10 protein-coding genes are annotated in these 12,623 nt (G+C 44.4%); 4 read left to right on the top strand and 6 right to left on the bottom strand.

Annotated features, from left to right (window positions below; all coding sequences use genetic code 11):
* Positions 1-49: 49 nt before the first annotated feature.
* A complete protein-coding gene (locus BM101_RS07985) occupies positions 50-1,246 on the bottom strand; it encodes a hypothetical protein (protein ID WP_087033848.1) in 1,197 nt (398 codons plus the stop codon).
* An 18-nt stretch (positions 1,247-1,264) separates the two neighbouring features.
* Complete coding sequence (locus BM101_RS07980) at positions 1,265-1,627, bottom strand: RidA family protein (protein WP_087033849.1); 363 nt, start codon at positions 1,625-1,627, stop codon at positions 1,265-1,267.
* 352 nt (positions 1,628-1,979) lie between these two features.
* On the opposite strand from BM101_RS07980, the gene BM101_RS07975 reads away from it, so the two are divergent.
* Entirely contained in the window at positions 1,980-2,681 is a 702-nt protein-coding gene (locus BM101_RS07975) for a helix-turn-helix transcriptional regulator (RefSeq protein WP_087033850.1), read from the top strand.
* A gap of 263 nt (positions 2,682-2,944) precedes the next feature.
* Here the strand turns inward: BM101_RS07975 and BM101_RS07970 are convergent, their stop codons facing one another.
* From BM101_RS07970 to BM101_RS07955, 4 genes are all read right to left on the bottom strand, one after another.
* The gene (locus BM101_RS07970; RefSeq protein WP_143596845.1) at positions 2,945-3,301 is read right to left on the bottom strand and encodes a hypothetical protein; all 357 of its coding nucleotides are present in this window, start codon (positions 3,299-3,301) and stop codon (positions 2,945-2,947) included.
* Positions 3,302-3,500: 199 nt separating this feature from the next.
* A complete protein-coding gene (locus BM101_RS07965) occupies positions 3,501-4,373 on the bottom strand; it encodes a sugar ABC transporter permease (RefSeq protein ID WP_087033852.1) in 873 nt (290 codons plus the stop codon).
* Positions 4,374-4,377: 4 nt separating this feature from the next.
* Positions 4,378-5,727 carry a carbohydrate ABC transporter permease gene (locus BM101_RS07960; RefSeq protein WP_087033853.1) on the bottom strand — a complete coding sequence of 450 codons (1,350 nt, stop codon included), beginning with the start codon at positions 5,725-5,727 and terminating at the stop codon, positions 4,378-4,380.
* 72 nt (positions 5,728-5,799) lie between these two features.
* Positions 5,800-7,074, bottom strand: coding sequence for an extracellular solute-binding protein (locus BM101_RS07955; RefSeq protein WP_087033877.1), 1,275 nt, complete (start codon positions 7,072-7,074; stop codon positions 5,800-5,802).
* A 294-nt stretch (positions 7,075-7,368) separates the two neighbouring features.
* On the opposite strand from BM101_RS07955, the gene BM101_RS07950 reads away from it, so the two are divergent.
* The 3 genes from BM101_RS07950 to BM101_RS07940 all read left to right on the top strand — a co-directional run bounded on the left by BM101_RS07950 (position 7,369) and on the right by BM101_RS07940 (position 12,457).
* Positions 7,369-9,132, top strand: coding sequence for a glycoside hydrolase family 13 protein (locus tag BM101_RS07950; RefSeq protein ID WP_087033854.1), 1,764 nt, complete (start codon positions 7,369-7,371; stop codon positions 9,130-9,132).
* Positions 9,133-9,200: 68 nt separating this feature from the next.
* The gene (locus BM101_RS07945; RefSeq protein WP_087033855.1) at positions 9,201-10,826 is read left to right on the top strand and encodes a glycoside hydrolase family 13 protein; all 1,626 of its coding nucleotides are present in this window, start codon (positions 9,201-9,203) and stop codon (positions 10,824-10,826) included.
* Positions 10,823-12,457, top strand: a complete 1,635-nt coding sequence (locus BM101_RS07940) for a glycoside hydrolase family 13 protein (protein WP_087033856.1) — start codon at positions 10,823-10,825, stop codon at positions 12,455-12,457. The genes BM101_RS07945 and BM101_RS07940 overlap by 4 nt, the downstream gene beginning before the upstream one ends.
* Positions 12,458-12,623: the final 166 nt, after the last annotated feature.

The following is a 12,623-nucleotide window of genomic DNA, read 5'->3' as shown; positions in this document are numbered from 1 at the left end:
CTTCTGTTAATAAAAATCACTTTACATGTTTGTTTAATCAAAATATTACCTAAAAGACGATATTTGCTACTATACCTGCTAAAATCGCCGAACAAATAGAGACAGATACAATCCCAGCCACAATCATTTTCGGCATTAAATAATCATGGAGATATGCTTCTTCTTCTTCATTTTCTGCAACACTTTTAATTGCTTCCATTGTGAGTCCATAGTTAAATGGAAAACCTAAATAACAGTTGAGCCCAATTGCAATTGACATTTGTGTTGTAAATCCTAATCTTTTTCCAATTAATGTACTTGCTATCATTAAACCAATTGTCGAAAGAGCCATTAGGATAGCAATTGTTATTAACAATTTAATGATAACGTCCACTGTTGCAAAAGCAAATGATCCCATAAAGCTTACAAACAATGCCAAGGTCAATATACCATTTGATTCCGTTTTGCTTAACGGTTTTGGTTCGAGGATACCTACTAATCTCAATGCCATACCTAAAAGAACTTGGATAATTGCATTGTTTATACCGGTAAGGCCGGTTAAGTACTCACAAATAAAGGCGAAAAATACTAGAACTGTAATATAAAAAGTAGATGTTCTGTATTGTTCCGGGACTAATTCATATAAGTTACTTCTAATTGGTGTAGCTAGTGTAGCAACATTCACTTTAGGAATTGTTTCATTTCTAACATATTTAATACCAGAGTTTCGATATTCAAGTTTCAAACGCTTACTTTCTTTATTTAAAAATATGGCAGTTAATGGGAATCCAACAAATCCATGTAATACAAAGATTAACATCGGTAACATTCCTAATTCCGGTTTGCCAGCTTCTACTGCAGCATTATTCATAATTAATGCTGCCATTCCTCCGCCAGTTAGTGGTGGGATTGCAATTAATGCAGTAGTACTGTCAATAACCAATGGAGCAAGGAAGTATACAAATGCTACTATCCCTACCATTGCAAATAAAACTGTAACAACTGTTTTCCACTCTTTAACGAGGTCCTTCAACTCAAACATTGATCCCACATGGATTAAAATCATACCCATCATAACCTTTGCCAATGTCTGTATCCCACTAATTGCCAGAATATCCTTGGGAAAAATAGTCCAGAAACCAACTAAGAAGATAATCGAAACTACAAGCATTTGTGGAACTAAACCTTTAAGTTTTATAGAGACGACTTCACCTATATACATAGCTAAACAACAAACTGTAAGTGCTAAGAACATTGTCCATTCCATTTTTTTATCCTCCTCGTTCTATTCGCCTTGAGCAATAGCTTCAATTTCTATTAACGCCCCTTTGGGTAATGCTGCAACCTGAAAAGCTGATCTCGATGGGTAAGGGCTTTCAAAAAATCCACTATAAATTTCATTCACTGTATTGAAATCCTTAATATCCGCCAAAAAAACAGTTGTTTTTACAATAGCTGACATATCTAAATTTTGTTCTTCTAATAGTTCTTTTAAATTTTTTAAAGATTGCTCTGTTTGCTCCTCAATATTTCCAGATACAATAGCATTTGTGTTGGGATCAATTGGTAGTTGACCAGAAATAAAAATAAGATTACCAGATTTCCTGTAAGCAGAATAAGGACCGACTGCTTTAATTGTGTTTTGCATGTTAGACACTTCCCTTTTATTTTTTATCATCTTAATAATATTTTATTACCGTATGCGTCAAAACTCAAGCGTTTTCATTAAAATAAATTGCAATTGTGTCTCAATATTGAATTCAACTTAATCTTGTGCAAATTGCCTAGAAGTATAAAGATAACCATCTACGTTCTTATACCAACTATATTTTGAAGAATTGACACTTCTAACGCTCCTTCCGCGATTGATAATTTATTATTAACACAAAAAAAGTTTATCACATGAAAGCGCATTAAGCAATAATAAATTATCAGATTTTAATAATTTATTATCATTAATAATTGAGATAGTGTATAATACTTGCAAGGAGTGATTAATAATGGAAGAAAACAGAAAAATTGAGTTAATTCAATTTGTACATTTTTTAGGAAATATTTTAGGCGATAATGTAGAGATTGTCTTACAGATTATTGAACCAGATCATAACTATATTGGAGCTATAGTCAACGGACACATCTCTGGACGAACTAAAAATGCCCCTTTAACTGGTCTTGCCTTAGAGATGATAAAGAACAAGGTATACAAAAAACAGCCTTATATCCAAAATTATAAAGGCATTACAAAAGACAATAGAGATATTCAGGCTTCGACCTATTTCATTAAGTCACCAGAAGGCGAACTAGAAGCCATGCTATGCTTTAATGTTGATATTTCTCCGTATGTTATTTTGTCACAAAAAATTTTAAATTTAGGGAATATAAAAATGGATGTTCAGTCTGATAAGATAGCTAAAAATCATGTAGATAGTCCTACAAGTAATGGCGTTGAATTTATCGAATATTTTTCTGAGACTCTCAAAGATATCATTTACTCGATTGTTCCCGCAAATGTATTAAATTCTAACGTAGCTTTGAAACCTGAACAAAAAATTGAAATAGTAAAAATTCTTTTTGATAAAGGTTTTTTTGAAGTGAAGGGTGCTGTTTCTCAAGTAGCTGAAATACTGAAAATTTCTGAACCAAGCGTTTATAGGTACCTTAAACAAGTGGAGAGTACCGACGAATCTATGTCTGTTTTTTAAATCTCAATTTCTTTATCCATCCCAAAAGTTAGACATAAAACCTAATGTTTGAGATACATCTATTTCAAAAAAATAAAGTTGATAGCTGGAAAGTATTCTCTTCTCAAGAACTGTACTATAATTTTTTTACAAACCATCGCAAAGAGGAAAGAGGCTGGGACATAACTAGCTGAAGTGAACGAAAAAAGGTTCCAATCACCAGATTGTGGTGGTCGGAACCTTTTTTTGAGGATTTTGGAGCAGTTTCCCTCCTAAGGAGGGCTTCACGGGCAGTGTATTTCCTCATGTTCACTGCCATGAGCGCGTATCCGTGGGATTTGGGAAAATATCTTAAGCCAATGCATATTGTAGCCGGCCTTCAGCTGGCCATTCTTCATGTAATCTTCTTTCATCCGCATGAATGTAGCATCATGATCCGTCTTGGAGTAGCTGTTTCTTTCTCCGAAAATCATCATATCACGCTGATATTTCTGCTTCCGCTTTGCCATCTCCAAAATGAGTTTGCTATACTGCTTCGGAATTTTTCGTTGGGATCGAAGTTGCTTTCTTTCACCGCCTGCCTCCGTCGTCGATATCTCTTGATCAAACTCTGTAATTTTCTCGTCCAACTGTTCAGCCACCTGAAGAAGCTCTGCGGACGAACAGTAATCTTGGATATATTTCCTCAAAATCCGTCCCCGTGCCATAAGCAAACCAAAACAGCAGAATCCCTTCACATCAAGGGATTCTGCTGTTTTGATTTAAGATTTTATCAAAAAGAATGCAATCGCGACTTATGTCATGGCAAGTCAACCTGTTGATCGGCGCTTTTGAACACGTTTATCCTTTGACAGATCCGGAAGTCACGCCTTCCACATAGAAGCGCTGCATGAAGATGAACAGAATCGTGATTGGGATGGCGATCAGCACGCAGCCTGCGGTGAATGCCATAAACAGCGAGTTCGCGGTCGTGCGGGTCATCATCGTGAACAGTCCGATTGCGATCGTGTAGTTTTGGATGTTGTCGCCCATGATGATTTTTGCGAAGATGAAGTCCATCCACGGCGCCATGAAGGCCAGCAATGACGTATACACGATGATCGGTTTGGACAACGGCAGCGTGATTTTCGTGAAAATCTGCCATTTGTTCGCTCCGTCGATCATGGCGGATTCATCCAGTGCCATCGGGATCGTATCAAAGAAGCCTTTGGCAATGTAAAAGCCCAGTGCAGAGCCCGCAGAATAAACCAAAATCAAGGCAAACAGGGTTTCTGTCAAGTTCAGGGCTTTCAGGATGTAATACACGGCAATCATGCTCATGAATCCAGGGAACATGTTCAATACCAGCGCAACTTTCAGGAACGGTTTTCTCATCTTGAAGCGCAGGCGCGACAGTGCGTACGCCATTGCGATCGTGATGAAAGTCGACAGGATGCAGCTGATGACGGAAACAAATAACGTGTTCAAGAACCAGCGGATAAACGGATAATTTCCGGATGTGTTCTGCAGGAGAATCTGATAGTTTTCCAAAGTGAATGTTTTTGGGATGATGTAAGGAACAAATGCGCCGCCTTCTGCCCGGAAGCTGGTCAAAACGATCCATACGATAGGAAACAGCCAAATGACCGACATCACAGCAAGGATGGCATAGACTGCAGCAAGCGAATACCGCCGCTGCGCTTTGTATCCTGTTGTTTTCTTTTCTTTTGCCATGTTTTTAGCCCTCCTTAAATGAATTCGTTCTTGTGTAAGCAAGCAGACTGAATACTGCGGACAAGATGAAGATCAAGATGCCGATGACGGACGCCAAGTTATAGTCCATCGTGTTGACGGTCAAATTGTACAGCCAAGTTACCAGCAAGTCCGTCGACCCCGCGCCGTAAAAATCGGAATTCGAAGGGCCGCCGCCGGTCAACAGAAAAATGACGTTGAAGTTGTTGATGTTTCCGATGAACTGTTGGATCAACGCAGGCATCATGACGAACAAGATTTGCGGGAAAGTGATGTTCCTGAAAATCTGCAATTTATTCGCGCCATCGATCCGTGCCGCCTCGATCTGGTCAGTCGGCAGATTTTGGATGATCCCTGTCGAAACAAGCATCGTTGCCGGAATACCGATCCACATGTTCACGACAACGACGGTAATTTTGGCCCAAATCGGATCCGTCAAAAACGGGATGGCGGCATCGATCAGCCCCAGACTCAGCAGCGTCGCATTGATGGGACCCGCGCCATTCAATAGATTGCGCATCACCAACAGCGAGATGAATTGCGGCACAGCCATCGTGATGACGAAAATCGTGCGCCAAACGCCTTTGAATTTCAGTCCTTTGGTATTGATCAAAAGCGCCAGGAGGATGCCGAAGAAAAAGCAAGTGACTGTTGCAAGCGTCGCCCAGGTCAGCGTCCATCCCAAGACCGGGAAGAACGTGCCCGCCATTTTCCCGGAAATGACGTTGCCGAAGTTCACCAAGCCGACCCATGTGAACAGGTTTTTCGGCGGCAGATGCGTGTGGTCATAGTTCGTGAAGGCAATCGAAACCATATAGAGCAATGGTAGGACCGTGAACAACAGTACGCCCAGCAACGGAATCGCCATCAGGGTGGCGTAGAACCGTTCATTCAGCAAACTCCCCAAATCATCCATCGTACTCGGAATCTTTTCATCCGCTTCCTTCAGTTCATGGATATGCCGCGCGCTTTTCAGATTGATGACGTACATTACAACAAGGAACACACACAGCAAAATGGCCGCAATACCGAATAATAGCAATAACATTGAGTTGTCGCCCTCTTGCAATATTTGGATCCCTAACTGTTCATCAAAAACGAGCCCTTGCTCCTTGGTGCCCAGCGTCGCCAACATGGACAACGCCTGCACGCCATTGCGGATCAACCAATAGAAAAAGGCAATTTCAGAAACTAAAAAAATCAAACCCTTTAAGTATTGTTTGTTGGCAAGATTGGCCGCTCCCATGACAACAAAGGAAAGCTTTGTTGCTAAGTCCCCTTTTTTGAACAATTTCCGAAAGGTCATCTGCTGTTCGTAACTTTTTTTCTTGAACATGGCTTTCCCACTCACTTTCATCATTTAAATAAGAGGGACGAAAGATTCGTGATCTTTCGCCCTCCTTCCTTTTTATTCTTTTACTTCTGTTACTTTGGATGTGTCGCTGACCAATTTGTCCAGTTTAGCCATATATTCGGATGCTGTGATGTTGCCTTTGTAGGTATCATTGATGATAGCATCCATCGCTGGCCAGAATGAAACGATTTCCGGAACCTTAGGCATTACGACTGAATGAGTGGGTTGGGACATTTCCATGACCGCTTTTGCCACCGCATCTTCTTGCACTGCCGCATTTGCCTGAACGACTTTATTGGAAGGGATGACACCCATTTCCTGGAATTCAGTCAACTGGGAAGTTTCATTGGAAAGGTAGTTCGCCAAAGCCATGGATGCTAAAGGAGCATCTGTCTGTTGGTTGACAGCAAACAACTTGACGCCCAAGAAAGCTTTCATTTGAACTTCGCCGCTGCCGAAATCGACTGTCGGGTAGGCCGCAACTCCCATGTTCTCGCCCAACGCTTTGATGACATCATTTTTGGACCAAGGGCCGGAAAGGAACGCATCCGAAACGCCAGATTCCAGATTGGCTAATGCTTCAGCGCCGGATTGGATCACACCCGGATTATTTTTTTGAGCAGCGATCCATTTCAGTACTTCAACACCTTTTTCGCTGTTGAAATTGGTTCCGCTTGGATCTTCGCCGTTTGCGCCGTACAAGTAAAGACCGTTACTCATGAACAAAGGCCCGAAGATATAGTTGGCGCCGTTCTCAGCAAAGTTTGTGCCGATTTTGCCTTTTGCCGACAAGGTCGTCCAGCTCTTGACGTCTTCCTCGGAAAGTTTCGCTTTGTTGTAGTAAAGGACTTGTGATTCAACACCGTATGGATAGCCGTAAAGCTGATCGTTCCACGTTACGCCTTCCACAGCCGACTCCACATTGTTTGCTTTTACTTCATCCGCGTATTTTGTGTTCGGATACAACAGACCCGCTTCAGCCATTTGACCGACCTGATCGTGAGGCATCATGAAAACATCGGCAGCCGCTTTCGGATCTTTCGATACATCCTTTTTCGCATCCGCTGAGCTTCCCGCTGCCACTTCAACCGTAACTTCGGGGAATTCTTTTTCGAAGTCCGCCACAATTCCTTTGAAGACTTCTACATGATCCGTATCAACCCACAATTTAACATCACCTTTGACTGCAACTTCCGCAGAAGTGTTTGCAGCAGCCCCCGTGTCGCTTGTATCGTTTGCGTTTGCATTTCCGCCGCATGCCGCTAAAACCATGGCGGAAGCCCCTAAAATTAAACCGCTTCCAAAATATTTTTTCCAATTCGTTTTCACTTTCATGTCCCCCTTGAAATGAATTTCTTTTACAAGTTCGATTATGCAACCGTTTGCCTAAATAGTCAAGGTGTTTTTATTAAGAAAAAGAAAACACTTCACTTTCCCGAGAGCGCTTATTGATGAATCCCCTTTATAAATTAGGGTTTTATAGTTTTTAAACAGGTTCGAAATCATCAAAAATAAATCTTCCCGCGCAAAATAATATGCAACCGATTGCTAAAAGTTCTTGCAACCGGTTTTCTTATGTGTAACAATGTGGAAAAATAGAAGAATGAAAAGGAGTCGATCGTTATGAACACTTCAGCGCTTTATCATCGCCCAGAAAGCGAGTTTGCCTATTTATATAATCCAGAAACGATGCACGTTCGCCTGAGGACCGCAAGAGGAGATGCCAGGGAAGTTGCTTTGCTTTATGGTGATCCTTACTCTCTGGAAAAAGAAGAATGGCACCGCAGACCGCTTCGGATGACCAAAACACTCTCTACGGATTTATATGATTACTGGTTTGTGGAAGTGGCTGCCCCCTTCAAACGCTTGTCCTACGCTTTTATGCTGGAGGGCCATGATGGCATCTCCGTGTTTTATGGAGACCATGGTGTGTACCCTTCTGAAGAAGAATTTTTGCTGATGCCGAATAATTACTTCAGAATGCCCTTCTTCCATGATGTCGATCGTTTCAAAGTGCCCGAATGGGTCAAGCAAACCGTTTGGTATCAAATTTTTCCGGAGACCTTTGCCAACGGCGATCCGGACAACGATCCAGAAGGAACGCTTCCTTGGGGCTCAAAAGATCCCGATAGGAAGGACTTTTTCGGCGGCGATCTGCAAGGCATAATCGACCATCTTGACTATTTGGAAGACTTGGGAATCAACGGGATTTATTTATGCCCTATTTTTGAAGCTTTCTCTAACCACAAGTACGATACGATCGATTACCTGAAAATCGATCCGTCATTCGGCAATGCCGAAACCTTTAAAAGGCTCGTAGCCGAATGCCATAGGCGCGGCATGAAAATCATGTTGGATGCCGTATTCAACCACATGGGCGATACTTCTCCGCAATGGAAAGACGTCCTTAAGCACGGGAAAGATTCGAAATATGCCGGCTGGTTCCATATCAACGAATTTCCGGTTTCTTACCAAGAAGGTGAAAATTTCGAAGAGGCCTATGACATTACCTATGATGTTTTTGCCTTTACCCCGCATATGCCGAAATTAAATACAGCCAACCCTGAAGTACAGGAACATTTGCTGAACATAGCCCGTTATTGGATCGAAGAATTTGATATAGATGCCTGGCGATTGGATGTTGCGAATGAAGTCGATCATGCCTTTTGGAAAAAATTCCGTCAAGTATGCGATGAAGCCAAAAAAGATTTCTATATTCTCGGCGAAATTTGGCATTCTTCCCAAAGCTGGCTGCAGGGCGACGAGTTCCATGCGGTGATGAATTACGCCTTCACCGATGCAATCATGGGATATTTCGTCAAAAATGAACTATCATTGAGTAAAATGGTTTCCGAAATGAACAATCAGCTGATGCTTTACCGCAATCAGACGAACCAAATGCAGTTCAACATCCTTGATTCCCATGATACGCCGCGTTTGTTGACCGAAGCTAAAGAAGACAAAGACATCATGAAACAAGTAATGGCCTTTACCTACATGCAGCCTGGGGTCCCTTGCTTATACTACGGCGATGAAATCGGGTTGACTGGCGGGATGGACCCTGATTGCCGCAAATGCATGGTTTGGGAAGAAGAAAAACAAGACCGTGATTTGCATCGATTCGTTAAAAAATTAGTCGGGATCCGCAAAGAACACCAAAAAATACTATCCGAAGGGACCCTTTATTGGAGGCAAGTATCCGAAGAGTCGGGTGTGATCGTTTTTGAACGCATGTTAGGCGGTGAGGTGCTCCGCGGTGCCTTCAATACGGGAGAACACTCCGCAAGGGTGGAGTTGATCGGAAATGCCTTGTTTGCGAATCTTGCGGCTGTGTCAGATGGCACCGTCGACTTGGAGCGTAAAGGTTTTGTGCTGATGAAAGAATAATCACTGCAGGCGAGACCGGCAAATGTCTCGGTCTATTTTCTGAAATGAACAAGAGATGAGGACGCAATATGAAAAAGCATTGGTGGCAAGAAGTTGTCGTTTATCAAATTTATCCCCGAAGCTTCAAAGATAGTAATGGGGATGGGATCGGCGATATCGGCGGCATGATCGAAAAGTTGGACTACTTGGAAAAATTAGGGATCGGGGCTGTATGGCTTTCGCCTGTCTACCGGTCACCGAACGACGATAACGGTTATGATATTTCCGATTACGAAGCCATCTTGGATGAATTCGGAACGATGGAAGAGATGGAACATTTTATCGCGGAGGCCGACAAGCGGAACATCAAGGTGGTGATGGATTTGGTGGTCAATCATACCTCGGACGAACATCCCTGGTTCATCGAAGCCAAAAAAGGCAAAGACAATCCGTACCGCGATTATTACGTCTGGGCTGACCCTTCCGCAGATGGCGGCTTGCCGAACGGATTGCGTTCCGCATTCTCCGGGCCGGCGTGGGAATTCGACGAAGCAAGCGGGCAATATTACTTGCATCTTTTCAGTAAAAAACAGCCGGACCTGAATTGGCAGAACAAAAAAATGCGCGAAGAAATCTACGCGATGATGAACCGCTGGATCGCTAAAGGGATCGGCGGGTTCCGCATGGATGTCATCGACCTGATCGGGAAAATCCCCGAAGAAGAAATCACCGGGAACGGACCGCAGCTGCATGAATTCCTGCAGGAGATGAATCAAGCTACTTTCGGCAATCACGATCTGTTGACCGTCGGCGAAACCTGGGGCGCGACCCCGGAAATTGCAAAATTGTATTCCGATCCCGAACGCAACGAACTGTCCATGGTTTTCCAATTCGAACACATCAGTCTGGACCAAAAGCCGGGTGGCGAAAAATGGGATCTGCAGCCGATGAAAGTTTCCGAACTGAAGCGGATTTTTGCGAAATGGCAGACAGAACTCGGGCTGGACGGCTGGAACTCCTTGTTCTGGAATAACCATGATCTGCCGCGGATGCTCTCGCGTTGGGGGAACGATCAGGACTACCGCTCGGAAAGCGCCAAAATGCTGGCGATTTTATTGCACATGATGAAGGGCACCCCTTACATCTATCAAGGCGAAGAAATCGGCATGACCAACACACCGATTACTTCCATTGCGGAAGCAAGGGATATCGAAACGATCAATATGTACCACGAGCGCTTGGCGAAAGGCTATTCCGAAGCAGAGATCCTGGCCGCGATCAACGCGAAAGGCCGCGACAACGCCCGTCGCCCGATGCAATGGAATGCTTCTCCGCACGGCGGATTTACGACAGCCACCCCTTGGATCGGCGTAAATGAAAATTATCCGGTCATCAATGCGGAAGCTGCTCTGGAGGATCCACATTCAATTTTTTATACGTACCAAAAGCTGATCCGTTTGCGCAAAGAGCATCCGATCATGGTTTGGGGCGATTTCGAGCTGGTGGATACGGTGGAAGAAGTGATCAGCTATTACCGGATACATGAAGGCGAACGTTGGCTGGTAGTGACCAATTTCTCCGATAAGGAACAGCCTTTTTCGGTTGATGATGAGATAGCCGAAATGATCGTCCAAAATTATGAGATGGAGCTTACCGATCTGAAGGATATGCAGTTGAAACCTTGGCAAGCATTTGTGCTGAAGGTGAAAGCATGAGCGGATGGTGGAAAAATGCGGTAGGCTATCAGATTTACCCCCGGAGTTTCAGGGATGCCAACCACGACGGCATCGGCGACCTGCAGGGAATCATCGAAAAACTGCCTTATCTGCAGTCTTTGGGCGTGGATTTCATCTGGCTGAACCCTGTCTACGCTTCGCCGAATGTCGATAACGGCTATGACATTTCCGATTACCAGGACATCCATCCCGATTTCGGGACAATGGCCGATTTCGAGGAATTATTGGCTAAAGCCCATGCTTCAGGCATCAAAATCATCATGGATCTGGTTGTGAACCACACAAGCGATCAGCATCCCTGGTTCTTGGAAGCGAAAAAAGGCAAAGACAACCCGTATCGTGATTACTATTTGTGGGCGGATGCCACGGAAACTAAAATGCCGAACGACTGGAAAAGTTTTTTCGGCGGATCGACCTGGACTTACGCCGGCTCGAGTCAGGCCTACTTCCATGTCTTCGCTCCGGAGCAGCCGGATCTGAACTGGAAAAACCCGAAAGTGCGGGAAGAAATCTACCGGATGATCCGCTGGTGGCTCGATTTGGGGATCGACGGCTTCCGTTTGGATGCCATCAGCCATATCCAAAAAGAACCGTGGGATTTCAACATCACCGACAACCCTTGGGCTCCCTTCATGAATGTCGCGGGAATCGAAGTCTATATGAAAGAGCTGAAGGAAATTTTTGATGATTACCCCATCATGACGGTCGGGGAAGCAAGCGGCGTTTCCAGCAAGAAAGCGGCGCACTGGACCAAAGAGGACGGCTATTTGAATATGATCTTCGAGTTGGAGCATAACGTGCGCGAAGGCCAACAGGGCGCGGAACGGCTCAATCTGTTGGGATTCAAAAAGGTGCTGTCCCGTTGGCAGAAGGACTTGGGTGCGAACGGATGGAACGCCTTATACGTGGAGAATCATGATAATCCCAGGATCGCTTCAATTCTGGGGGATGAATCGCCCAAATCCGCCAAAGCGATCGCGACGATGTACATGTTGCTGAAAGGGACGCCCTTCATCTATCAAGGCCAGGAAATCGGCATGACCAACTTTGCTTTCCAGTCGATGGAGCAAATTGACGCCCAGGATTCGCACAAGCTCTATCGCATTCTGTTGGAAAGCGGCTCTTCTCCGGAAGAAGCCTTAAGGAAAGTAACGCATTGGACAAGGGACCACTCGCGCACGCCTCTGCAGTGGGAAGGCGGAATGTACGGCGGCTTTTCCAGTCTGCTGCCATGGATGGCAGTGAACGACAATACCGCTCACTTGAATATTGCTGAGCAGGAAAAGGATGAGCAATCCGTTTTGAATCATTACAAGCAATTGATCGGTTTAAGAAAGAGCCAGTCCTTCTTTTCCGAGGGTACATTCGAACTTATTCTGAAAAATCATCCCCAGGTTTTTGCTTATTTACGAAAGACAGACACAAAGCAGGTCCTCGTTCTCGCAAACCTTAGCCGGAAGTCTTGCCAAATCGACCTGCCCACAAGGGTGTCCAATAAAAAATGGTGCTTACTGCTGGCCAATTCCGATCAGCCGGCTATCGAAAAGCGAATTCTAATGCAGCCTTATGACGCATGGGTATTTGAGGAAGTGACTGCAGCTGCCGGCTGACCGGAGCTGAGCGGCGGAATCGATGCGCCGCTCCGGTGAGAAATCCGCCAACCGGAGTACAGCGGTAACTTGCGGACTCTTCTCCGACGAGTCTGCACTCATCGGAGCGCAGACTTAAAATGTGGGCCGTCCTCCGGCGCAGCCTCCGTTCGCCGGAGGAGCGCGG

The sequence above is a fragment of the Trichococcus palustris genome (genome assembly GCF_900114465.1).
GTDB lineage: Bacteria > Bacillota > Bacilli > Lactobacillales > Aerococcaceae > Trichococcus > Trichococcus palustris.
The sequence above is the reverse complement of the archived record's forward strand: the minus strand, read 5'-3'. Positions and strand labels throughout refer to the sequence as shown.

Bases quoted from the DNA above. Each gene is read 5' to 3' on its own strand.
- BM101_RS07950 (WP_087033854.1), top strand. From the start codon at position 7,369: ATGAACACTTCAGCGCTTTATCATCGCCCAGAAAGCGAGTTTGCCTAT.
- BM101_RS07985 (WP_087033848.1), bottom strand. From the start codon at position 1,246: ATGGAATGGACAATGTTCTTAGCACTTACAGTTTGTTGTTTAGCTATG.
- BM101_RS07980 (WP_087033849.1), bottom strand. From the start codon at position 1,627: ATGCAAAACACAATTAAAGCAGTCGGTCCTTATTCTGCTTACAGGAAA.
- BM101_RS07975 (WP_087033850.1), top strand. From the start codon at position 1,980: ATGGAAGAAAACAGAAAAATTGAGTTAATTCAATTTGTACATTTTTTA.
- BM101_RS07940 (WP_087033856.1), top strand. From the start codon at position 10,823: ATGAGCGGATGGTGGAAAAATGCGGTAGGCTATCAGATTTACCCCCGG.
- BM101_RS07965 (WP_087033852.1), bottom strand. From the start codon at position 4,373: ATGGCAAAAGAAAAGAAAACAACAGGATACAAAGCGCAGCGGCGGTAT.
- BM101_RS07960 (WP_087033853.1), bottom strand. From the start codon at position 5,727: ATGTTCAAGAAAAAAAGTTACGAACAGCAGATGACCTTTCGGAAATTG.
- BM101_RS07945 (WP_087033855.1), top strand. From the start codon at position 9,201: ATGAAAAAGCATTGGTGGCAAGAAGTTGTCGTTTATCAAATTTATCCC.